Source organism: Streptomyces cellostaticus, from assembly GCF_001513965.1.
GTDB classification, from domain to species: Bacteria; Actinomycetota; Actinomycetes; order Streptomycetales; family Streptomycetaceae; genus Streptomyces; species Streptomyces cellostaticus.
On record NZ_KQ948018.1, the window covers coordinates 187,757 to 209,949 of the forward strand.

Genomic DNA, 22,193 nt, shown 5'->3' on the forward strand with positions numbered 1-22,193 from the left:
AAGCGGCGGTGTCAGCCGACGACCGTCCAGGTGTCCCCGCCCGCCAGCAGCGCGGCCAGATCGCCCTTGCCGTGCTGCTCGATGGCCGTGTCCAGCTGGTCGGACATCTGGACGTCGTAGACCGGCCGTTCGACGTTGCGGAACACCCCGACCGGGGTGTGGTGCAGCGTCTCGGGGTCGGCCAGCCGGGAGAGGGCGAAGGCCGTGGTGGGAGACGCGGCGCGCGCGTCGTGCACCAGGATGTCCGCCTCGTTCTGCGGGGTCACCGTCACCACCGACAGGTCGCCGGTCTGCCGGTCCCGTACGACCCCCCGCGTGCCGTCGGCGCCGAAGCGGATCGGCTGCCCGTGCTCCAGCCGGATCAGCGCCTCCTCGGCCTGCTGCTTGTCCTTCAGATGGTCGAAGGCGCCGTCGTTGAAGATGTTGCAGTTCTGGTAGATCTCGATCAGGGCCGTGCCCGGGTGGTCGGCGGCCGCGCGCAGCACCTCGGTCAGGTGCTTGCGGTCGGAGTCGATCGTCCGGGCGACGAAGGACGCCTCCGCGCCGATCGCCAGCGACACCGGGTTGAAGGGCGCGTCGAGAGAGCCCATCGGGGTCGACTTGGTGATCTTGCCGACCTCGGAGGTCGGGGAGTACTGGCCCTTGGTCAGGCCGTAGATCCGGTTGTTGAACAGCAGGATCTTCAGGTTCACATTGCGGCGCAGCGCGTGGATCAGGTGGTTGCCGCCGATCGACAGGGCGTCGCCGTCGCCGGTGACCACCCACACGCTCAGGTCCCGCCGCGAGGTCGCGAGGCCGGTGGCGATCGCCGGGGCGCGGCCGTGGATGGAGTGCATCCCGTAGGTGTTCATGTAGTACGGGAACCGGGAGGAGCAGCCGATGCCGGAGACGAAGACGATGTTCTCCTTCGCCAGGCCCAGCTCCGGCATGAAGCCCTGGACGGCGGCGAGGATCGCGTAGTCGCCGCAGCCCGGGCACCAGCGCACTTCCTGGTCGGACTTGAAGTCCTTCATCGACTGCTTGGCCTCGGCCTTGGGGACGAGCTGCAGCAGCCCGTTGCTGGCGTCAGTCATCGATGGCCTCCTTCAGCGCGGCGGCGAGCTGTTCCGCCTTGAACGGCATGCCGTTGACCTGGTTGTAGGAGTGGGCGTCGACCAGGTACTTCGCCCGGATCAGGGTGGCGAGCTGGCCGAGGTTCATCTCGGGGATCACCACCTTGTCGTACGACTTGACCACCGCTTCGAGATTGCGCGGGAACGGGTTGAGGTGGCGCAGATGGGCCTGTGCGATCGACTCGCCGGCCGCGCGCAGCCGCCGTACCGCCGCGGTGATCGGGCCGTACGTCGAGCCCCAGCCCAGGACCAGCGTCTTCGCCTCGTGCGGGTCGTCGACCTCGAGGTCCGGGACCTGGATGCCGTCGATCTTGGCCTGGCGGGTGCGGACCATGAAGTCGTGGTTGGCCGGGTCGTAGGAGATGTTGCCCGTGCCGTCCTGCTTCTCGATGCCGCCGATGCGGTGCTCCAGGCCCGGTGTGCCCGGGATCGCCCACGGGCGGGCCAGCGTCTGCGGGTCCCGCTGGTAGGGCCAGAAGACCTCGGTGCCGTCCTCCAGGGTGTGGTTCGGGCCGGAGGCGAACTGCACGCGCAGGTCCGGCAGCTCGTCCAGGTCCGGGATCCGCCACGGCTCGGAGCCGTTGGCCAGGTAGCCGTCCGAGAGCAGGAAGACGGGGGTGCGGTAGGTCAGCGCGATCCGGGCCGCCTCCAGCGCCGCGTCGAAGCAGTCCGCCGGGGTCTTCGGCGCGACGATCGGGACCGGTGCCTCGCCGTTGCGCCCGAACATCGCCTGCAGCAGGTCCGCCTGCTCCGTCTTGGTCGGCAGACCGGTCGACGGGCCGCCGCGCTGGATGTCCACGACCAGCAGCGGCAGCTCCAGGGAGACCGCCAGGCCGATCGTCTCGCTCTTGAGCGCCACACCGGGACCGGACGTCGTCGTCACCGCGAGCGAGCCGCCGAAGGCCGCGCCCAGCGCCGCGCCGATGCCGGCGATCTCGTCCTCCGCCTGGAAGGTGCGCACGCCGAAGTTCTTGTGCTTGCTCAGCTCGTGCAGGATGTCCGAGGCCGGCGTGATCGGGTACGAGCCCAGGAACAGCGGCAGATCCGCCTGCTGGGAGGCGCTGACCAGGCCGTAGGCCAGGGCCAGGTTGCCGGAGATGTTGCGGTAGGTGCCGACCGGGAAGGCCTTGGCGGCCGGGGCGACCTCGTAGGAGACGGCGAAGTCCTCGGTCGTCTCGCCGAAGTTCCAGCCCGCCCGGAACGCCGCGATGTTCGCCGCCATGATTTCCGGCTTCTTCGCGAACTTCGACTTCAGGAACTTCTCGGTGCCCTCGGTGGGCCGGTGGTACATCCAGCTCAGCAGGCCCAGCGCGAACATGTTCTTGCTGCGCTCGGCCTCCTTGCGGGAGAGGTCGAACTCCTTCAGCGCCTCCACCGTGAGGGTGGTCAGCGGCACCGGGTGCAGGTTGTAGCCGTCCAGCGAGCCGTCCTCCAGCGGGGAGGCGGGGTAGCCGACCTTCTGCAGGGCGCGCTTGGTGAACTCGTCCGTGTTGACGATGATCTCGGCGCCGCGCGGCAGATCGCCGATGTTCGCCTTCAGGGCGGCCGGGTTCATCGCGACGAGCACGTTCGGTGCGTCGCCGGGGGTGAGGATGTCGTGGTCGGCGAAGTGGAGCTGGAAGCTGGAGACGCCGGGCAGGGTGCCGGCGGGGGCGCGGATCTCGGCGGGGAAGTTCGGCAGGGTGGAGAGGTCGTTGCCGAAGGACGCGGTCTCCGAGGTGAACCGGTCACCGGTGAGCTGCATGCCGTCACCCGAGTCCCCCGCGAACCGGATGATGACCCGGTCCAGACGCTGGACATCCTTAGCTCCGCCCGGTTTGCGCTGCTCTCCCACGACGGTTCCGTCGGCCTGCTCCGCTGGGCTGCTGACCTGGCTGGTCACTGAACTGGACCTCCTTCGAGGCGGCTGTCCGGGGATGGTCGTCCCACGGACCATCCCAGGATCAACCCTACGTCGGTTAGGGTCGCCTTCCCGGGGCCATCCGTAGATTGGACGGCGTTTCGAGACGGCCTGTCGCGCTGGCTTCTCATGATTTCCCGCACCACTGGAGCGTCGATGGAGACGCTCTCAGCGCATTCCGCGCTTTTCTCGGGTTACCGCCCGCCTTCCACCCGGGTGTCCGGCTTCCACAGAAGCCGGACGGACTGACGCGGTGCTGACACAGTGTCAGGCCGTTACGAGTTCAGGTAGGTCAGGACGGCCAGAACACGCCGGTGATCACCGTCGCTCTGGGACAGGCCGAGCTTCTGGAAGATGTTGCTGACGTGCTTCTCCACGGCTCCGTCGCTGACCACCAGCTGGCGGGCTACGGCCGAGTTCGTCCGGCCCTCGGCCATCAGCCCCAGCACCTCGCGCTCACGCGGGGTGAGCCCCGCCAGGACGTCCTGCTTGCGGCTGCGGCCCAGCAGCTGCGCGACGACCTCCGGGTCCAGCGCCGTACCGCCCTCGGCCACCCGCACCACCGCGTCGACGAACTCCCGCACCTCGGCGACCCGGTCCTTGAGCAGATAGCCCACGCCCCGGCTGGATCCGGCCAGCAGTTCGGTGGCGTAGCGCTCCTCCACGTACTGCGACAGCACCAGCACCCCGAGCCCCGGGTGCGCCTTGCGCAGCCGTACGGCCGCCCGCACGCCCTCGTCGGTGTGCGTCGGCGGCATCCGTACGTCCGCCACCACCACGTCGGGCAGCGCGCCCTGCGCATCCAGGTCGGCGATGGTCTTGACCAGCGCCTCCGCGTCCCCGACACCGGCCACGACGTCATGCCCACGGTCGGTCAGCAACCGGGTCAGGCCCTCCCTGAGCAGCACTGAATCCTCGGCGATGACCACCCGCACCCTGTCCTCCACGATCTCCCGGCCCCCCACAGCCCGACCCTCCGACGACTGTCTGTTCGTACGGAAGTCCAGCATTCCAGCAATCGGGCCGCTTTGCTCAGGGGCCGGGAATTCGGGGCCGGGGTGTCGGGGCGCGAACGCGGGCGAGGGCGCTCAGGCCCGCCAGGGCAGTTCGGCGATCACGCGGGTGGGGCCGCCCGCCGGCGAGTCCACGACCAGGACTCCGTCCACCGCGTCCAGACGGCCGGCCAGACCCGCCAGGCCCGAGCCCCGGGAGGCGTCCGCGCCGCCCGCCCCGTCGTCCATCACCTGGATGAGCAGCCGGTCCTCGGAACGCCACACGTCGACCGAGGCGGTGCGGGCCCGGCTGTGCTTGCTGATGTTCTGCAGCAGCTCGGAGACGGTGAAGTAGGCGATGCCCTCGATGGCCGGCGCCGGCCGGGCCGGCAGGTCGACCTCCACCCGCACCGGCACGGTGCAGCGGGAGGCGACCGAGGACAGGGCCGCGTCCAGGCCGCGGTCGGTCAGCACGGCCGGATGGATCCCGCGCGCCAGGTCGCGCAGCTCCTGCAGGGCCGTCTTCACCTCGCCATGGGCGTCGTCCACCATCCGGGCCGCCGCCTGCGGGTCCTCCTGGAGCTTCTCCTTCGCCAGACCCAGATCCATGGCCAGGCTCACCAGCCGGGCCTGCGCCCCGTCGTGCAGGTCCCGTTCGATACGGCGCAGATCGGCGGCCGCCGTGTCCACCACGACCCCCCGGTCCGACTCCAGCTCCACGACCCGCGCCGACAGCCGCGAGGGCCCGAGCAGTCCGCGCACCAGCAGCCCGTCCACCGTCGTCAGCGCCCGTACGATCCACGGCGTGGCCAGCGTGAACAGCAGCCCGACCAGCGCGGTCACGGTGATCTCGAACGGGTTGTCGAGGTAGACGCTGTGGTGCTCGTCGCCGTACAGCTGCAGGCCGCCCTGGCCGCCGTACATCGGGAACAGCCAGAACCACAGCGGGTACGTCAGCAGCGCCCAGCCGTACACCCAGAAGTTCACCGCCACGACGAACGAGAACACCGCCCAGGGGAACTGCAGCAGCGCGTACAGCAGGTGCCGCCACGATGTGCCGCTCTTCAGTACCGCGCCCATCCACGCGAACACCCCGGGCTTGCGCATCCGCAGCGGTTCCGGGTCGGCCACCTCCAGGCGCAGCAGCGCGCGCGCCCGCGTGCGCTCCAGCGCGCCGAAGCCCCGGCAGCTCGCGAGCGCCCCCGCCAGCACCGGGATCCCGAGGAAGGTCACCAGCAGGCCCGCGCCGAGCGCCACCATGGTGACCGTCCAGCTGAACAGCACCACCGCGATCGGCAGGCTCAGCAGCACATACCCGAACTCGCGGCAGCTGCGCGCCTCGATCGGCGCCCGCAGTGCGGCGGGCAGCAGGTGGCGCCGTTCCCCGTCGGGGGCGGGGTGGCCGGATCCGGCCGGGTGCCCGTGTCCGTGCCCGTACCCCTGTCCGTACTCCGTGGCCATCGGTGTCGTCCCGTTCTGCTCGTCCTGCTTCTCGTCCTGACGGCGGTGCTGCCGTATCCCCAAGCCTGGTACGCCGCGGCTTCGCGGGCCATGGAGTCCGTCGGCGTCTTGGACCGGGGGTTTTCCCCACCCTGGGCACCTGGGGAGCGTGCCGTGGCGGCCGAGACGGTGCGGCCGCGGGGGTGCGGCTACTCCGTGCGGTCCCGCCAGGGCAGCTCTGCGGTGACCACCGTCGGGCCGCCGGCCGGGGAGTCGACGACGAACAGGCCGTCCACGGCGCCCAGCCGCTCCGCCAGGCCCTGCATGCCGCTGCCGCCCTCCAGCCGGGCGCCGCCGCGACCGTCGTCCCGGACCTGGATGAGCAGCCGGTCCGCCGAGCGCCACACCTCCACCGAGGCGGACCGCGCCCCACTGTGCTTGCTGACGTTCTGCAGCAGCTCGGAGACGGTGAAGTAGGCGATGCCCTCGATGGCCGGCGCCGGCCGGGCCGGCAGGTCCGCCGTCACCTTCACCGGCACGGTGCAGCGGGAGGCGACCGAGGACAGGGCGGCGTCCAGGCCGCGGTCGGTCAGCACGGCCGGATGGATGCCCCGGGCCAGGTCGCGCAGCTCCTGCAGTGCGAGCTTCACCTCGCCGTGCGCCTCCGACACCATCACCGCCGCCGCATCCGGGTCCTCCAGCAGCTTCTCCTTGGCCAGGCCGAGACCCATGGCCAGGTTCACCAGCCGGGCCTGCGCCCCGTCGTGCAGGTCCCGCTCGATACGGCGCAGATCGGCGGCCGCCGTGTCCACCACGACCCCCCGGTCCGACTCCAGCTCGGCGATACGGCGTTCCAGCTCGTCCGAGGGCGACAGCAGCCCGCGCACCATCGCCCGGTCCACGTTGGCCAGCCCCCGCGCGAGGAACGGCAGCACCGGCCACAACACGAACAGCGAGGTCAGCACGGTGCAGAAGGTGAGGATGCCCCAGGGCAGCCGGATGAAGTCGTACAGCAGCGTCCGCCAGCCCACCGGGTCCTTCAGCGCCAGCCACAGCCGCTGCACCGGCCCCCCGCCCCGGGCGATCGGCAGCGGCGTCGGTTCCTCGACCTGCACCCCGAGCAGCGCCCGGGACCGGGTCCGCTCCAGCTTGCCCAGCTGCCGGGCGCCCAGCAGAGCGAGGGCCAGCAGCGGCAGTCCGATCACCGTGAGGCTGAGCAGTCCGCCGACGAACACCACTGTGTACACGTAGGTGAAGCCGAACAGCGACACCGGCAGATTCAGAAGGAGATGCGCGATCTCCTTCCAGGTGTGCCGGTCGTAGGCGAACCGGACCGGAGGAAGGCGGTCGGGGCCGTCGGGCCGGCCGGCGGCGGAGGCGGGAGCGGTCATAGCGGCCAGCCTGCCGTGCCCGGCACCTCCTGCGCCATGCGGTCCGCCGCCTCTGCGCCCTGGGGAAAACCCCACCCCTCACACGGTCCACGCGTCTCATGCCGTGACGGGCCGCTTACCGTGTCTTTATCAGGGCCTAGACTCCCGTGCGTACAGATCCTCGAATCACGATGCAGCACAGGGTCACCAAGGTCACGAGGTCAGGGAGCGAGGGCGGACGGTGCGGGAGACGTTGGGGGACACGACGGTCGCCGCGGCGGACGTCGCTGCGGGCTACTTCCGGTCCTATTCGGTCGTGGGACTGCTCGCCGTCGTGGGCGTGCTCTTCGTCGCGGTCGCGTTCGGCGCCGGCCGCCTGCTGCGCCCGGTCGTGCCCACCCCCGAGAAGCTTCTGACGTACGAATGCGGCGTCGACCCCGTCGGCGAGGGCTGGGCCCACACCCAGGTCCGCTACTACGTCTACGCCTTCCTCTACGTGATCTTCGCGGTCGACTCGATCTTCCTGTTCCCCTGGGCGACGGTCTTCGCCGCCCCCGGCTACGGCGCGACGACCCTGGTGGAGATGTTCATCTTCCTCGGCTTCCTCGCCGTGGGCCTGCTGTACGCCTACAAGAAGGGGGTCCTGGCATGGACGTGAACCCGTCTGGTGCGGAGCCTCTCCTGCTTCCCGAGCCGAAGCGGCTGGGCGCGCTCGCCCGGCTCGCACCCGAGCCCATGAAGGTGGTCCTGAACTGGGGCCGCCGCTACTCGCTGTGGGTGTTCAACTTCGGCCTCGCCTGCTGCGCGATCGAGTTCATCGCCGCCTCGATGGCCCGCCACGACTTCATCCGCCTCGGCGTGATCCCCTTCGCGCCGGGCCCCCGCCAGGCCGACCTGATGGTCGTCTCCGGCACGGTCACGGACAAGATGGCGCCGGCCGTGAAGCGCCTGTACGAGCAGATGCCGGAACCCAAGTACGTCATCTCCTTCGGCGCCTGCTCCAACTGCGGCGGCCCGTACTGGGACTCGTACTCCGTCACCAAGGGCGTCGACCAGATCATCCCCGTCGACGTCTACGTCCCCGGGTGCCCGCCGCGCCCCGAGGCGCTGCTCCAGGGCATCCTCAAGCTCCAGGAGAAGATCGCCCGCGAGTCGCTGGAGGAGCGGTACAGGACTGCTGGGCCGTCCGCGGCTGCTTTGCAGAGCGGCCTGGTGAAGCCCCCGGCGCCCGCCCTGGAAGGGGACGCGCGATGAGCACGGCCGGCTGGCTGCCCGCCCCCGCCGAGGAACTCTTCGGCGCGGAGGCCACGGCCGAGGAGTCGTACGAGGTCCTGACGGTGGACGTCCCGCCGTCCTCCTGGCTCACCGCCCTGGAGACGGCTTGCACGACCCTGTCCTGCACCTACTTCGACTGGCTGAGCGCGGTCGACGAACCGGGCACGGGCTTCCGCGTCTGTGCCCACGTCGTCGCCCTCGCGCCGGTCCGCCGCCTGCTCCTGCGGACCACGGTCCCGCACGAGGCGCCGACGCTGCCCTCCGCCGTCGGCGTCTACGCGGGCGCCGCCTGGCACGAGCGCGAGACCCACGAGATGTTCGGGGTCGACTTCGAGGGCCACCCGCACCTGGAGCACCTCCTCCTCCCGGAGACCTTCGAGGGCCACCCCCTGCGCAAGGACTTCGTCCTGGCCGCCCGTGTGGCCAAAGCCTGGCCCGGAGCCAAGGAGCCGGGCGAATCCGAACACGGCGGCCCCAAGCGCCGCCAGATGCTGCCGCCCGGTGTCCCGGACCCGAACGAGTGGGGCCCGCTGAAGGGCCAGCTGCCTCCCGCCCCGGCCCGCCCGGCCCGGGCTGCGGGGCGCGCGGCGGGCGAACGTCCGGTACGCGCGGCCGGGGAGGGCGCCGCGGCCGCGGGCGAGCGTCCGGTACGGCGGGCCCGTACGGCGGCACAGGGCTCGGCCGGCCAGGCCGCCGGTGAGGCTGCTGCCGGAGCTCCCGAAGCTGCTGGGGCTGGTGCCCGGCCCCGTCGGATGAGGAGCGCGAGTGAAGGCTCGGTGAGCCAGGCGGCGGCGGAACCGGCCGCCGAGACCCCGGCGGCACCCGAGCCCGGCGCGGCGCCGACCGGTCCGCGCCGCGCGCGCAGCGCCTCGGCGGGCTCGGCCTCGCAGCGCGCCCAGGCACCGGAACCGCAGTCGCCCACCGAGCCCTCGGCACCGGACAGCTCCGCCCCCCGGAGCACGGCCCCGCGCAGCTCGGACGCCCCGTGGCACCACGCACGCCCGGCGTTCGACGAGCAGCAGGAGCCCGCGCAGGCACCGAAGCCGGAGCCGGAGCAGGCACCGAAGCCGAAGCCGGAGCAGGCACCGAAGCCGGAGCAGGCGCCGGAAGAGAACCGAGCACCCGAGCCGCAGCCCGAAGCACCCAAGGCAGCCGAAGACCACAGCACCCCCGACGACCCCACTGGAGGCCCGCAGTGAACGACGCGCTGGACGTCGCCCTGCGACTCCTGGTCGTGTTCGTCGTCTTCCTCACCTTCCCCCTCATCGTCGGCCAGACCGAGCACAAGGTGATGGCCCACATGCAGGGCCGCCTCGGCCCGATGTACGCGGGTGGCTTCCACGGCTGGGCCCAGCTCATCGCCGACGGCGTGAAGTTCGCGCAGAAGGAGGACGTGGTCCCGGCGGGCGCCGACCGCCGCGTCTTCCAGCTGGCCCCCGCCGTGGCCCTGCTGCCGTACCTGCTCGTCCTGCTCGCCATCCCGATCGGGCCGAGCGAGGGCGCAGTCGGCCAGGTGCTGGACGCGGGCATCTTCTTCGTGCTCGCGGTGATGGGCGTCGGCGTCCTCGGCTCGCTGATGGCCGGCTGGGCCAGCGCCAACAAGTTCTCGCTGCTCGGCGGCCTGCGCACGGCCGCCCAGCTGCTCGCCTACGAACTCCCGATGCTGCTCGCCGCGGCCTCCGTCGCCATGGCGGCCGGAACGGTCTCCCTCCCGGGCATCCTGCACGCCTTCCACTGGTGGTGGCTGCCCTGGCAGATCGTGGGCGCGATCGTGTTCTTCGTGGCCGGCCTCGCCGAGCTGCAGCGCCCGCCCTTCGACATGCCCGTCGCCGACTCGGAGATCATCTTCGGCGCGTACACCGAGTACACCGGCCTGCGTTTCGCGCTGTTCCTGCTCGCCGAGTACGCCGGAATCATCGTCCTGTGCGGTCTGACCACCGTCCTCTTCCTGGGCGGCTGGCACGGCCCGTGGGGCGCCGACGGCCTGGGCTGGCTGTGGACGCTGCTGAAGACCGCGCTCCTCGCCTTCGTCGTCATCTGGCTCCGCGTGACCTATCCCCGGCTGCGCGAGGACCAGCTCCAGAAACTCTCCTGGACCCTCCTCGTCCCCCTCTCCCTCGCCCAGATCGCCCTCACCGGCATCGTCAAGGTGGTGATCTCGTAATGGCTCCCTTCCCTGGCTCCGGTCTGGCCAAGGGCCTGGCCGTCACCCTCCGCACGATGATGAGGAAGTCCGTCACCGAGCAGTACCCGGACGCCCAGCCCGAGCTGCCGCCCCGTACCCGCGGTGTGATCGGCCTGTTCGAGGAGAACTGCACGGTCTGCATGCTGTGCGCCCGCGAGTGCCCCGACTGGTGCATCTACATCGACTCCCACAAGGAGACGGTCCCGCCCGCCGCGCCCGGCGGCCGCGAGCGCAGCCGCAACGTCCTCGACCGGTTCGCCATCGACTTCTCCCTGTGCATGTACTGCGGTATCTGCATCGAGGTCTGTCCTTTCGACGCGCTGTTCTGGTCCCCGGAGTTCGAGTACGCGGAGACCGACATCCGCGAGCTCACCCACGAGCGCGACAAGCTCCGCGAGTGGATGTGGACCGTGCTGGCCCCGCCCGCCCTGGACGCCGGCGCCGAGGAGCCGAAGGAGATCGCAGCCGCCCGCAAGACCGCCGAGAAGCTGGCCGCCGCGCAGGCCGAACCCGAGGAGGGAGAGTCGTGAGCCTCGCCGCAGCACAGCACGGCTTCCTGTCCCCGGCCGGCGTCGAGATCGCCTTCCTGCTCGTCGGCCTGGCCACCTTCGGCGCGGCCCTGGTCACCGTCACCACCCGGCAGCTGGTGCACGCCGCCCTGTGGCTGGTGGTCGCCCTCGGCGGCCTCGCCGTCGAGTACCTCCTGCTCACCGCCGAGTTCATCGCCTGGGTGCAGGTCCTCATCTACGTCGGTTCCGTCGTCGTCCTCCTCCTGTTCGGTCTGATGCTCACCAAGGCCCCCATCGGCCGCTCCCCGGATGCCGACTCCGGCAACCGCTGGGCCGCCCTGGCCGTCGCGGTCGCCGCCGCCGGCGCCCTGGTGTGGGTGGTCGTCGACGCCTTCCGTACGACCTGGATCGACCTGAAGGGCCCGGCCGCCGGCAGCACCCGCGTCACCGGCGAGAGCCTCTTCCAGAACTGGGTTCTTCCCTTCGAGGCCCTCTCCGTCCTCCTCCTTGCGGCCCTGGTCGGCGCGATCGTCCTGTCCCGCAAGGCGAAGGCGGACGAGGCCTTCGGCACATCGGCCACCGCGGACACTCCCGTGGCCCTCCCCGGCGAGAAGGAAGGCGCCCGCTGATGCACCTCGTCTATCCCGCCGTCCTCTCCGCCCTCCTGTTCTGCACCGGCCTGTACGGCGTGCTCGCCCGCCGCAACGCGATCCTGGTCCTGATGTCGGTCGAGCTGATGCTCAACGCCGTCAACCTCAACCTGGTCGCCTTCGACGTCTGGCTCAGCCGGGCCGCCGAGGAGACCCTGCATTCCGGTCAGGCGCTGACCCTGTTCACCATCGCCATCGCCGCCGCCGAGATCGGCATCGGTCTCGCGATCGTGCTCGCCGTCTACCGCAACCGCGGAACCTCCGACATCGACAAGCTCCGCGACACCGCCGAGGGTCCCGAGACCGAAGGCCCCGACACCTCCGCGGCCGAGAAGGCTGAGGCCACCGCGTGACCACGACCACCCTCGCCGTCCTCGTCCCCCTCCTGCCGTTCCTGGGCGCCGCGGCCGGCCTGCTCCTGGGCCGTACCGCCCCCGGTTTCGTCCGCCCGCTCGCCGTCCTGCCCACCCTGGCCGCGCTCGCGGCGGCCGCGCTGGTCGCCGTACGCCAGGGCGGTGACCAGGCCATCGACGCCCACACCGAGCTGACACCCACCGGCTCGGTGCCGATCGAGTTCGCCCTGCACATCGACGGCTTCGCCGCGCTCGTCGCCGTCCTGGTCGCCTTCGTCGCCGCCTGCGTGCAGATCTACTCGACGGGCTACCTGCGCGAGGACCCGCGCTACCCCTCGTACGCGGCCCTCGTCTCCCTGTTCACCTCCGCGATGCTCCTGGTCGTCTACTCCGGCGACCTGATCGTGCTGCTGGTCGGCTGGGAAGTCATGGGCATCTGCTCCTACTTCCTCGTCGGCCACTACTGGGAGACCCCGGAGGCCCGCGCCGCCTCCCTCAAGGCCTTCCTGGTCACCAAGCTCGGTGACGTGCCGTTCCTCATCGGCCTGTTCGCCCTGGGCACGGATGCCGGATCGTTCCGCATCACCCGCGTCCTCGGCGCCGTGGCGAGCGGCGGCATCGACCACCCGACCCTGATCGCCCTGCTGCTGCTCGCGGGCGTGGCCGGCAAGTCGGCGCAGTTCCCGCTGCACACCTGGCTCCCGGACGCGATGGCGGGCCCGACGCCCGTCTCGGCGCTGATCCACGCCGCGACGATGGTGGCCGCCGGTGTCTACTTCATCGCCCGTCTCCTCCCGGTGTTCGAGGCGTCCCAGGCCGCGATGGTGGTCCTCGCCGTGATGGCGGCCGTGACGATGACCGGCTCCGGCCTCGCCGCGCTCGCCCAGGACGACATCAAGCGCGTCCTTGCCTATTCGACGATCGGCCAGCTCGGCTACATGACCGGCGCCCTCGCCGTCGGTGACCGCGGTGCCGCCGTCTTCCACCTCCTGTCGCACGGCGCCTTCAAGGCGCTGCTGTTCCTCGCCGCCGGCGTGATCATCCACGCCGCCGGCACCAACTCGCTGGCCGCCATGTCCCGGATGAGCCACCTGCGCGACCGCGTCCCGGACGCCTACTGGACGATGACGGTGGCGCTCCTCGCGCTCGCCGCGATCCCTCCCTTCAGCGGCTTCTTCTCCAAGGAGTCCGTCCTCGGCGCCGCCGAGCACGTCGCCACCGGCCACACCGATCACGCCCCCGGCGCGGCGGGCTGGATCGTCCTCGTCGCCGGCCTGCTCACCGCCCTGCTCACCGCGGCCTACGCCACCCGGCTGTGGCTGCTGGCCTTCCGCGGCCGGGGCGCCGAGGCTCCCGACCACGGCCGCCAGCCGCTGACGATGACCGCGGTGCTCTGGGTCCTCGCCGTGCCGTCCCTCGCCTTCGGCGGGCTGGCCTACCGCTCGCTGCCCGGCTGGTTCGACGGTCGTGACCTGACCCCGACGCTCCTCACCTCCATCCTCGGCACCGGCCTCGCGCTGGTCGGCGGACTCCTCACCTACGGCGCCTGGCAGCGCACCAGCGCGCTCGCCGCCCGCATCCCGCTGGGCGCGGTTGCGGCCCATCCCGAGGACGGCGCGGGTCTGGTCGAGGCCGAGGCCATCGCCAGCCACGAGCCGGTCTACGGCAACATCGCCTACGCGCCCGACGCGGCGGACCCCGGGCGGCTGCTGCTCGGCCCGCTGTACCGGCACGCGGCCGTCGGCTTCCACCTGGACGCCCTGTACTCGGCGCTGTTCGTCCGCCCGGTCCAGGCCGGAGCGAGTCTCGTCCGGTTCCTCGACCGCGAGGTCGTCGACACCTACGTCCAGGGCGCTGCCGCCCTGCCCCGGCTGCTCGGGGCCGCCGTGCGGCGCGCGCAGACCGGCAATGTGCAGACCTATGTGAGCGCGCTGCTCGCCGGCACCGTCGTCCTGGCGGTCGCCGTCCTCCTCGTCGCCACGGGAGCGTGAGCAGGCGTGATCGATATCAACGAGTCCGTGATGCAGTTCCTTCTGGCATTCGTCGTCGCCGGCCCGCTCCTCGGTGCCGTCGCCGCCCTCCTGCCGGCCCCGCCCGGGCTGAAGGGGAAGTCGCCCGAGCAGGCCGTGCTGCGGCACGGTGTGACCGTCACCGGCGTGATCCTCATCGCCGCGATCGTCCTGGCGCTCGGCTTCGACCACGACCATCCGTCGAAGATGCAGGCCACGACCGACATCAGCTGGATCCCCGCACTCGACGTGCGGATCCACCTCGGCATCGACGGCATCTCCCTCCCCCTTCTGGTCCTGACCGCGCTGCTGACCTTCCTCTGCGCGCTCTACTCGTACTTCAAGCTGCCGTCGGGCCCGTCCCCGAAGGCGTTCGTCGCGCTGCTGCTCCTGCTCGAGTCGGGCACCCTCGCGACCTTCGCCGTCCTCGACCTGCTGCTGTTCTTCCTCGCGTTCGAGATGGTGCTCATCCCGATGTACTTCCTCATCGCCCGCTGGGGCGGCGAGGGCCGGACCCGGGCGGCGTGGAAGTTCATCCTGTTCACGCTGCTCGGCTCCGTCGTCATGCTGCTCGGCCTGCTCCTGATCGGAATCAAGGCGGGCACGTTCGACATGGTGGCACTCGCTACTGACAACGGCCGGTCGCTGACCACATCTGTGCAGGTCATCGCCGTTTTGGCGATCGGGATCGGGCTCGCGGTCAAGACGCCGATGTGGCCGCTGCACAGCTGGCTGCCCGACGCCCACACCGCCGCGCCGACCGTCGGCTCGGTGCTGCTGGCCGGTGTCCTGCTGAAGGTGGGAACGTACGGGTTCGTCCGCATCCTGTTGCCGATCGCGCCGGACGGCTTCCACACCTTCGCGCCCTACCTCGCCGCGTTCGCCGTCGTCGGGATCATCTACGGGTCCCTGGCCTGTCTGGCCCTCGCCAAGCAGGGTGCGAAAGGCGATCTGAAGCGGCTGATCGCCTACTCCTCCGTCGGGCACATGGGCTTCGTCCTGCTGGGCATCGCCACCATGACCCCGACCGGTGTGAACGGCGCCCTCTTCGCCAACATCGCCCACGGCCTCATCACCGGCCTCCTCTTCTTCCTGGTCGGCGCGCTGAAGGACCGCACCGGCAGCACCGACCTCGACACCCTCGCCGAGGAGAGCGGCGCCGCCCTGTACGGCAAGGCCCCGCGCCTCGGCGGTCTGCTCGCCTTCGGCGCCGTCGCCTCGCTCGGCCTGCCCGGACTCGCCGGGTTCTGGGGCGAGATGCTGGCCCTGTTCGGCGCGTTCAACCCCGCCGCCGACCTCAGCCGGCCCGCGTTCCTCACCTTCATGGCGATCGGCGCGTTCGGCACCCTGCTGACGGCCGCGTACATGCTGATCGTGGTCCGCCGGGTGTGCATGGGCGCCGTACCGCAGGACATGCCGAAGCTGGCGGACGTCCACGGCTACGAGTTCGCGGCCTGGACCCCGCTCGTCGCCCTCACCGTCGTCGCCGGACTGTGGCCGAGGGCCCTGCTCGGTCTGACCGACCCGGCCGTGCAGCAGTTGCTCGCAGGAGGCACCCGATGAGCGCCCTGGCCCAGCCGCTGGCCCAGTCCGCGGTCCAGTCCGTCGACTGGCTCGCCATCGCCCCGCCCACCATCGCCGCGGTGGTCGCACTCGCGGTGCTCGTCGCCGACCTGTTCGTGCCCGAGGCGCGCAAGCCCCTCCTGGGCTGGGCCTCCGTGGCGGGCCTCGCCGCCGCCGCGCTGATGCTGCTGCCCCTCCTGGACGGCGACCGCAGCACCTTCTGCCTGACCGGCCACGCGCGCGTGTGCAGCTACACCGCCGACCACTTCACCCTCGTCATCCAGTTCCTCGTCCTCGGCGGCGCCCTGCTGGCGGCCCTGCTGTCGGTCACGAACCTCAAGGACGAGCAGCGGCGCGTCCCGGCGGGGGAGTTCTGGTTCCTGCTGCTGTCCTCCGCGGCCGGCGCCGCCCTGCTGCCCGCCTCCCGCGACCTGGCCACCCTGATCGTCGCCCTGGAGGTCGCCTCCCTGCCCGCCTTCGCCCTCGTCGGCATCCGGCACGGCGACAAGAGGTCCTCCGAGGCGGCCCTGAAGTTCTTCCTGTCCTCGGTCACCGCCACCGCGGTGAGCCTGATGGGCATCAGCTTCGTCTACGCCTCCACCGGCACCCTCTACCTCATCCAGGTCGCCCAGCGCATCCAGCACGTCGACGGGCAGCTGCACACCCTCGCCCAGACCGGTGTCGTCCTGACCCTCGTCGGCTTCGCCTTCAAGACGGCCGCCGTCCCGTTCCACTTCTGGGTGCCCGACACGTACGTGGGCGCGCCCCTGCCGGTCGCCGCCTACCTCTCGGTCGTCGGCAAGGCGGTCGGTTTCTCCGGCCTGATCCTCGTCACCGTCGTCGCCCTCCCGTCGTACGCCGACGTCTGGGGGCCCGCGCTCGCCGCCCTGGCCGCCCTCACCATGACCGTCGGCAACGTCGGTGCCCTGCGCCAGCAGGCCACGCGCGCGTACAGCGCCGTACGGCTGCTCGCCTGGTCGTCCGTCGGACAGGCCGGCTACCTCCTCGTACCGATCGCCGCCGCCGGGTACGCCAAGGACGCCCAGAAGGCCATCGGCTCCACCGTCGCGTACGCCCTCATGTACGCCGCCGTGAACCTCGGCGCCTTCGCGGTGGCCGCCCTGGTGGGCCGTACGAAGTCCCTCAACCGGATCAGCGACTACCGGGGCCTGTACGCGTCCAACCCGGCCGCGGCGCTTCTGCTGGCCTTCTTCCTGCTGTGCCTCGCCGGGCTGCCGCCGGGCGTGATCGGCCTGTTCGCCAAGGTCACCGTGTTCTCGGCGGCCGTCGACGCCGGACTGGGCTGGCTCGCGGTGGTGATGGCCGTCAACGTGGTGATCGCCCTCTTCTACTACCTCCAGTGGACGGCCCTGCTGTTCCGCGCCCCCGAGGGCGAACCCGCCCGGCACCGGGTCCCGGCACCCGTGACCGCAGCGCTCGCCCTCACCGGCGTCCTCGGTGTGGCCCTCTCCGGCGCGCCCCAGCTGGTCCTGCGGTTCGCGGCCACCGGCCTGTTCTGAGGACCCGCCACGCGCGCGTGAGGCACGGCTGCGCGCGCGTGGGGCACCCGTGCTCCCCCGCGCGCGCAAGGCCGTAAGAACGCGCGCGCAAGGCCGTAAGAGCACGTCACCCGTACGGCAGACGCGCGCCGCCGCCTGCACAAGGGAACTTGCGGTGGCCACCTGGCGTTGACCAGAGCGGGAGGGTCCACTGGACCAAAGGGTTCCCCTGCTGCACGACTTGGAGGGCGTACCGTGCACCGCCGGCACAACGGGCTAAGGACCGCAGTACTCCTCGGGGGACTGTCCGCGCTCATCATCGTCATCGGCAGCTTCTTCGGCCGTATGGGGCTGATCGTGGCGGTCCTGATCGCGCTGGGTACGAACGCCTACGCGTACTGGAACAGCGACAAGCTGGCGCTACGCGCGATGCGTGCCCGCCCGGTGAGCGAGTTCGAGGCCCCCGCGCTGTACCGGATGGTCCGTGAGCTGTCCACGCAGGCCCGCCAGCCCATGCCCCGCCTGTACATCTCCCCGACGGAGGCGCCCAATGCCTTCGCCACGGGCCGCAACCCGCGCAACGCGGCGGTGTGCTGCACGGAGGGCATCCTGCGCCTGCTGGACGAGCGTGAGCTGCGCGGTGTCATCGGCCACGAACTGAGCCACGTCTACAACCGCGACATCCTGATCTCCTCCGTGGCCGGCGCCCTCGCCTCGGTGATCATGTTCCTGGTCAACTTCGCCTGGCTGATCCCGGTCGGCCGCTCGGACGACGACGACGGCCCGGGCCTGCTCGGCATGCTGCTGATCATGATCCTGGGCCCCATCGCCGCCAGCCTCATCCAACTGGCCATCAGCCGCTCTCGGGAGTACGAGGCCGACGCCTCGGGCGCCCAGCTCACCGGCGACCCGCTGGCCCTCGCCAGTGCCCTGCGCAAGCTGGAGACCGGCACCCAGCAGCTCCCGCTGCCCCCCGAGCCCAGGATCGAGACCGCGAGCCATATGATGATCGCGAATCCCTTCCGCCCGGGCCAGGGACTGTCCAAGATGTTCTCCACGCACCCGCCCATGGCGGAGCGCATCGCCCGGCTCGAGAAGATGGCAGGTCGCAACCAGTGAAGACCATCCTGAACATCATCTGGCTCGTCCTGAGCGGTTTCTGGCTGTTCCTCGCCTACCTGCTCGCGGGCGTGCTGCTGTGCATCACGATCATCGGCATCCCCTTCGGCATCGCCGCCTTCCGCATCGGCGTCTACGCCCTGTGGCCCTTCGGGTACACCACGGTCGAGCGCCGGGACGCGGGCGCGCCCTCCTGCGTCGGCAACGTGCTGTGGCTGGTGCTGGCCGGCTGGTGGCTGGCCCTCGCCCACATCACCACCGGTATCGCCCTGTGCCTGACGATCATCGGCATCCCGTTCGGCATCGCCAACTTCAAGCTGATCCCGGTCTCCCTGCTGCCGCTGGGCCGCGAGATCGTCCCCACGGACCAGCCGTTCGCGACCCGCTGACGGGGCGTCGGCCGCTAGGGACGCGAAGACCCGTCCGCGCCGCGTCCCGCCCACCACTGTCGTACGCCGTAGGCCACCACACCGACGGCCAGCACGCCCGCCCCCACGGCGACCGAGACCGCCGGCAGTGCGAACGCCAGCGTCGCGCAGCCCAGCAGCCCCACCGCCGGTACCGCCCGCGCCGAAAAGGCCGGGCTCAGCGTCCAGGCGGAGACGTTGGCCACGGCGTAGTAGGCCAGCACGCCGAACGAGGAGAAGCCGATCGCGCCTCGTACGTCCACCGTGGCGGCCAGTACGGCGACCGCCGCGCCCACGGCCAGCTCCGCCCGGTGCGGGACCTGGAAGCGCGGATGCACGACGGCCAGCGCGCCGGGCAGATGGCCGTCGCGGGCCATGGCGAGCGTCGTCCGGGACACACCGAGGATCAGCGCGAGCAGCGACCCCAGCGCGGCCACCGCCGCGCCCACCCGCACGACGGGCGCGAGACCCGGCACCCCGGCCGCCCGCACCGCCTCGGCCAGCGGCGCCGCCGCCTGCCCCAGCCGGTCTGCGCCGAGGACGCCGAGAACGGCCACGGCCACGCACACGTACACGACCAGAGCGATGCCGAGGGCCAGCGGGACGGCCCGCGGAATGGTGCGCTCCGGGTCCCGCACCTCCTCGCCCAGGGTCGCGATCCGCGCATACCCGGCGAACGCGAAGAACAGCAGACCGGCCGCCTGAAGCACCCCGCCCACGCCCGAGGACAGCCCGATGCCCAGCCGTCCGGCATCGGCCTGCCCGGAGGCCAGGCACACGACCACCACGGAAGCGAGGACGGCCAGCACCACGGCCACGATCACTCGCGTCAGCCAAGCCGACTTCTGGATGCCGCCGTAGTTCACGGCGGTCAGCGCCACCACGGCCGCCACCGCCACCGCGTGCGCCTGCCCCGGCCACACGTACGACCCCACCGTCAGCGCCATGGCCGCGCAGGAAGCCGTCTTGCCCACCACGAACGCCCAGCCCGCGAGATACCCCCAGAACGCGCCCAGCCGCTCCCTGCCGTACACGTACGTCCCGCCCGACGCCGGATAGCGGGCGGCCAGGCGGGCCGAGGACATGGCGTTGCAGTAGGCCACCACGGCCGCGACGGCCAGCCCCAGCAGCAGCCCCGGCCCGGCGGCGCGGGCGGCCGGGCCCAGGGCGGAGAAGACGCCGGCGCCGACCATCGAGCCGAGGCCGACGACCACGGCGTCCCGTACGCCCAGGGTGCGTCGCAGGCCGGTGCCGGAAGGTGTCATGCGCCGCACCCTACTGATCGCCGCAACCGGGCGGCGGACCCGTGGCGTCCTCTTCATCGACACGGCACGAACACGCGCGCGAGGGTCAGCCGATCCTCACCGGATTCTCAGAAGACGCACCGTGCGACCCCAGCGCGGAAGGGCAGGTTCACGGCATGAGCATCATCGGTTGGATCATCCTGGGACTGCTGGCCGGAGCCATCGCCAAGGTCCTGCTGCCGGGCCGTGACCCAGGCGGCTTCATCGGTACGACCCTCATCGGCATCGCGGGCGCGTTCATCGGGGGCTGGATCTCGGCCCGCTGGCTGCACCACCCGATCACCAAGAACTTCTACGACGGCGCGACCTGGGCCGCCGCCATCGGCGGCTCGCTCGTCCTGCTGATCGTCTACCGCCTCCTGTTCGGCAACTCGCGCAACTGAGGCACCTCGCGCAACTGAAGGGTGAGCACCGCCGGGTGCCCACCCTTCCTGCTCAGGTCCTGCCGGCGTTCTACCGGTAGTTCACGAACTGCAGCGCGAAGTCGAAGTCCTTGCCCTTCAGGAGGGCGATCACGGCCTGCAGGTCGTCGCGGCTCTTGGAGGTGACCCGCAGCTCCTCGCCCTGGACCTGGGCCTTCACGCCCTTGGGGCCCTCGTCGCGGATGATCTTCGCCACCTTCTTCGCGTTCTCCTGGGAGATGCCCTCCTGGATCGACGCGAAGATCTTGTACTCCTTGCCGGAGAGCTGGGGCTCGCCCGCGTCCAGCGCCTTCAGCGAGATACCGCGCTTGATCAGCTTGGACTGGAAGACGTCGAGGACAGCGTTGACCCGGTCCTCGGAGTTCGCCTCCATGAGGATCTTGTCACCGGACCACGAGATCGAGGCACCCACGCCCTTGAAGTCGTAGCGCTGCGAGATCTCCTTGGCGGCCTGGTTGAGGGCGTTGTCGACCTCCTGCCGCTCGACCTTCGAGACGATGTCGAAACTGGAGTCGGCCATGTCCTGTGGCTCCTTGTATCCGGGTGCGTATCGGGTGCGTGGCGGCGGCCGCCGAGCCCGGCACGGCGCCGGACCGCATCCGCACCAGCCTAGCCACCTCGCGACCCTAGGGGTGGAGATCAATCGGGTGGCGAAGCACCCCCCGGCATCGGGTATTGTTTACGTCGTTGCCAGGGAGCACCGCCGAAAGGCGGTTCGAACGGCAGCAAACCCGGCGGTGTGCCCGAGCGGCCAAAGGGAGCAGACTGTAAATCTGCCGGCTCAGCCTTCCCAGGTTCGAATCCTGGCGCCGCCACTTGGGGAAGACCCCCTTCGACTGTGGAAACACAGCGGAGGGGGTCTCTTCGTATGGGCTTCGCCCCGGCGCGGGGCACACTGACGGCATGTCCTCCCGTCGTAGAACCTGTCCCGTGTGCCGCCGTGAAATCGCCGTCGTCGCGGGGCGCTTCGCGCGGCACGATCCGCCCGGGGCGCGGGAGAACGCGGAACTCGTCTCTTGTTCCGGGTCCCGGCAGCAGGCGCAACTCGGGGCGGTCCAGCCGTCGTTGGACGGGTACGCCGTGCCGGACTTCCCCGGGCAGCTGCCACTCTTCTGACGGGTGAACGGCAGGAGGCCGGGCTCAGTTCCCCGCGACCGACTTCACGGCGACCGACACCGGCGTCGATCCGCTGATCAGCTCCAGCGTCAGGCCGGCCGTCGCCGAGGTGTCCACCAGCTCCGCCAGTACGGCCGCGACGTCGTCCCGAGGGATCGAGCCGCGCCCGGTGTGCGCCTCCAGGCGGACCAGGCCGGTGCCCGGCTCGTCCGTCAGCGTGCCGGGCCGCAGGATCGTCCAGTCGAGCGCCTCCTGGCGGGTGACGTATGCGTCGGCCTCGCCCTTGGCGCGCAGGTACACGTCGAAGACGTCGTCGCCCTGGTGCGTGGGGTCCGCGCCCGTCGAGGAGACCACCACGAAGCGGCGTACGCGCGCGCGGACGGCCGCGTCCGCGAACAGCACCGCCGCGGCCTTGTCCACCGTCTCCTTGCGGGCCGTGCCGCTGCCCGGGCCCGCACCGGCCGCGAAGACCGCGGCGTCCGCGCCCTGCAGGTGTGCCGCGACTTCCTCCACCGAGGCGGACTCCAGGTCGAGCAGGACCGGTTCGGCGCCGGCCGCCCGCAGCCCGTCGCCCTGCTCAGCCTTGCGGATGATCCCCGCGACCTCGTCCCCGCGCGCGGAGAGCAGCCGCTCCAGCCGCAACGCGATCTGACCATGACCACCAGCGATGACAATGCGCATGATTCCGACCGTACGCCCGAAGAGCCGCATTCGCCGCACAGGTTCAGGGCGGGTGGGGGAGTGGGTGAGGGTGGTGCGGGGTGGTGGTGTGGGGTGGGCTCTCTGCCGCCTCGGGCGTGCACTTCCGGACCCGCGCGCCGTGGACCTGCTGCTGGTGTGCGTGCCGGGCGTGAGTCCCTGGCGTGCACCGTGGGCCCCGCGCACCGGGCCGGTCATCCCGGGGTGCGCCCTGGACTGTGCGCTCGGGGAGGCCTCCCGGGTGTGCATGCATCTCGCGCTGTGCGCGC

The 22,193-nt window shown here is 71.2% G+C and carries 22 protein-coding genes and 1 tRNA gene; 15 read left to right on the forward strand and 8 right to left on the reverse strand.

The features are described from left to right. Window positions 1-11: 11 nt before the first annotated feature. From AQI88_RS10395 to AQI88_RS10415, 5 genes are all read right to left on the reverse strand, one after another. Window positions 12-1,073 (reverse strand): 2-oxoacid:ferredoxin oxidoreductase subunit beta, encoded by a 1,062-nt coding sequence (locus AQI88_RS10395; protein WP_066995545.1) that lies wholly within the window; start codon window positions 1,071-1,073, stop codon window positions 12-14. After that, entirely contained in the window at window positions 1,066-2,994 is a 1,929-nt protein-coding gene (locus AQI88_RS10400) for a 2-oxoacid:acceptor oxidoreductase subunit alpha (RefSeq protein ID WP_066995547.1), read from the reverse strand. The genes AQI88_RS10395 and AQI88_RS10400 overlap by 8 nt, the downstream gene beginning before the upstream one ends. A 293-nt stretch (window positions 2,995-3,287) precedes the next feature. Next, complete coding sequence (locus tag AQI88_RS10405; protein WP_279616537.1) at window positions 3,288-3,947, reverse strand: LuxR C-terminal-related transcriptional regulator; 660 nt, start codon at window positions 3,945-3,947, stop codon at window positions 3,288-3,290. A 153-nt stretch (window positions 3,948-4,100) separates the two neighbouring features. Next, entirely contained in the window at window positions 4,101-5,465 is a 1,365-nt protein-coding gene (locus tag AQI88_RS10410) for a sensor histidine kinase (RefSeq protein WP_066996102.1), read from the reverse strand. Between the two features lie 188 nt (window positions 5,466-5,653). Further along, complete coding sequence (locus AQI88_RS10415) at window positions 5,654-6,835, reverse strand: sensor histidine kinase (protein WP_066995549.1); 1,182 nt, start codon at window positions 6,833-6,835, stop codon at window positions 5,654-5,656. A gap of 220 nt (window positions 6,836-7,055) precedes the next feature. On the opposite strand from AQI88_RS10415, the gene AQI88_RS10420 reads away from it, so the two are divergent. The 12 genes from AQI88_RS10420 to AQI88_RS10475 all read left to right on the forward strand — a co-directional run bounded on the left by AQI88_RS10420 (window position 7,056) and on the right by AQI88_RS10475 (window position 18,365). Next, entirely contained in the window at window positions 7,056-7,472 is a 417-nt protein-coding gene (locus AQI88_RS10420; RefSeq protein ID WP_066995551.1) for an NADH-quinone oxidoreductase subunit A, read from the forward strand. After that, window positions 7,463-8,068 (forward strand): NADH-quinone oxidoreductase subunit B, encoded by a 606-nt coding sequence (locus AQI88_RS10425; protein WP_066995552.1) that lies wholly within the window; start codon window positions 7,463-7,465, stop codon window positions 8,066-8,068. Before AQI88_RS10420 ends, AQI88_RS10425 begins: the two co-directional genes overlap by 10 nt. After that, on the forward strand, window positions 8,065-9,288 hold the full coding sequence (locus AQI88_RS10430) for an NADH-quinone oxidoreductase subunit C (protein ID WP_066995554.1): 1,224 nt from the start codon (window positions 8,065-8,067) through the stop codon (window positions 9,286-9,288). Before AQI88_RS10425 ends, AQI88_RS10430 begins: the two co-directional genes overlap by 4 nt. Then, window positions 9,285-10,253 carry a complex I subunit 1/NuoH family protein gene (locus AQI88_RS10435; RefSeq protein ID WP_066995556.1) on the forward strand — a complete coding sequence of 323 codons (969 nt, stop codon included), beginning with the start codon at window positions 9,285-9,287 and terminating at the stop codon, window positions 10,251-10,253. Before AQI88_RS10430 ends, AQI88_RS10435 begins: the two co-directional genes overlap by 4 nt. Next, the gene (locus AQI88_RS10440; RefSeq protein WP_066995562.1) at window positions 10,253-10,804 is read left to right on the forward strand and encodes a NuoI/complex I 23 kDa subunit family protein; all 552 of its coding nucleotides are present in this window, start codon (window positions 10,253-10,255) and stop codon (window positions 10,802-10,804) included. The genes AQI88_RS10435 and AQI88_RS10440 overlap by 1 nt, the downstream gene beginning before the upstream one ends. Continuing rightward, a complete protein-coding gene (locus tag AQI88_RS10445) occupies window positions 10,801-11,412 on the forward strand; it encodes an NADH-quinone oxidoreductase subunit J family protein (protein ID WP_066995564.1) in 612 nt (203 codons plus the stop codon). The genes AQI88_RS10440 and AQI88_RS10445 overlap by 4 nt, the downstream gene beginning before the upstream one ends. Beyond that, on the forward strand, window positions 11,412-11,786 hold the full coding sequence (gene nuoK, locus AQI88_RS10450; protein WP_066995567.1) for an NADH-quinone oxidoreductase subunit NuoK: 375 nt from the start codon (window positions 11,412-11,414) through the stop codon (window positions 11,784-11,786). Before AQI88_RS10445 ends, nuoK begins: the two co-directional genes overlap by 1 nt. Next, on the forward strand, window positions 11,783-13,777 hold the full coding sequence (locus AQI88_RS10455) for an NADH-quinone oxidoreductase subunit 5 family protein (protein WP_066995570.1): 1,995 nt from the start codon (window positions 11,783-11,785) through the stop codon (window positions 13,775-13,777). The genes nuoK and AQI88_RS10455 overlap by 4 nt, the downstream gene beginning before the upstream one ends. 6 nt (window positions 13,778-13,783) lie before the next feature. Next, window positions 13,784-15,358 carry an NADH-quinone oxidoreductase subunit M gene (locus AQI88_RS10460; protein ID WP_066995572.1) on the forward strand — a complete coding sequence of 525 codons (1,575 nt, stop codon included), beginning with the start codon at window positions 13,784-13,786 and terminating at the stop codon, window positions 15,356-15,358. Beyond that, entirely contained in the window at window positions 15,355-16,878 is a 1,524-nt protein-coding gene (locus AQI88_RS10465) for an NADH-quinone oxidoreductase subunit N (RefSeq protein ID WP_066995574.1), read from the forward strand. The genes AQI88_RS10460 and AQI88_RS10465 overlap by 4 nt, the downstream gene beginning before the upstream one ends. 234 nt (window positions 16,879-17,112) lie before the next feature. Then, entirely contained in the window at window positions 17,113-17,976 is an 864-nt protein-coding gene (htpX, locus tag AQI88_RS10470; RefSeq protein ID WP_066995577.1) for a zinc metalloprotease HtpX, read from the forward strand. Next, entirely contained in the window at window positions 17,973-18,365 is a 393-nt protein-coding gene (locus tag AQI88_RS10475; protein ID WP_066995583.1) for a YccF domain-containing protein, read from the forward strand. The genes htpX and AQI88_RS10475 overlap by 4 nt, the downstream gene beginning before the upstream one ends. A 14-nt stretch (window positions 18,366-18,379) precedes the next feature. Here AQI88_RS10475 and AQI88_RS10480 read toward each other — a convergent pair whose 3' ends face one another. Then, window positions 18,380-19,648, reverse strand: a complete 1,269-nt coding sequence (locus AQI88_RS10480; protein ID WP_066995586.1) for an APC family permease — start codon at window positions 19,646-19,648, stop codon at window positions 18,380-18,382. Between the two features lie 155 nt (window positions 19,649-19,803). Between AQI88_RS10480 and AQI88_RS10485 the strand changes: the two genes are divergently transcribed. Then, window positions 19,804-20,070, forward strand: a complete 267-nt coding sequence (locus tag AQI88_RS10485; protein ID WP_066995588.1) for a GlsB/YeaQ/YmgE family stress response membrane protein — start codon at window positions 19,804-19,806, stop codon at window positions 20,068-20,070. A gap of 70 nt (window positions 20,071-20,140) precedes the next feature. On the opposite strand, the gene AQI88_RS10490 is transcribed toward AQI88_RS10485, so the two are convergent. Further along, window positions 20,141-20,629, reverse strand: a complete 489-nt coding sequence (locus tag AQI88_RS10490; protein WP_066995592.1) for a YajQ family cyclic di-GMP-binding protein — start codon at window positions 20,627-20,629, stop codon at window positions 20,141-20,143. Between the two features lie 213 nt (window positions 20,630-20,842). Between AQI88_RS10490 and AQI88_RS10495 the strand changes: the two genes are divergently transcribed. Beyond that, window positions 20,843-20,924 (forward strand) — tRNA-Tyr (locus tag AQI88_RS10495). Between the two features lie 88 nt (window positions 20,925-21,012). Beyond that, entirely contained in the window at window positions 21,013-21,225 is a 213-nt protein-coding gene (locus AQI88_RS10500) for a hypothetical protein (RefSeq protein WP_066995595.1), read from the forward strand. A gap of 24 nt (window positions 21,226-21,249) precedes the next feature. On the opposite strand, the gene AQI88_RS10505 is transcribed toward AQI88_RS10500, so the two are convergent. Continuing rightward, complete coding sequence (locus AQI88_RS10505) at window positions 21,250-21,906, reverse strand: NAD(P)H-binding protein (protein ID WP_066996105.1); 657 nt, start codon at window positions 21,904-21,906, stop codon at window positions 21,250-21,252. Window positions 21,907-22,193 lie beyond the last annotated feature (287 nt).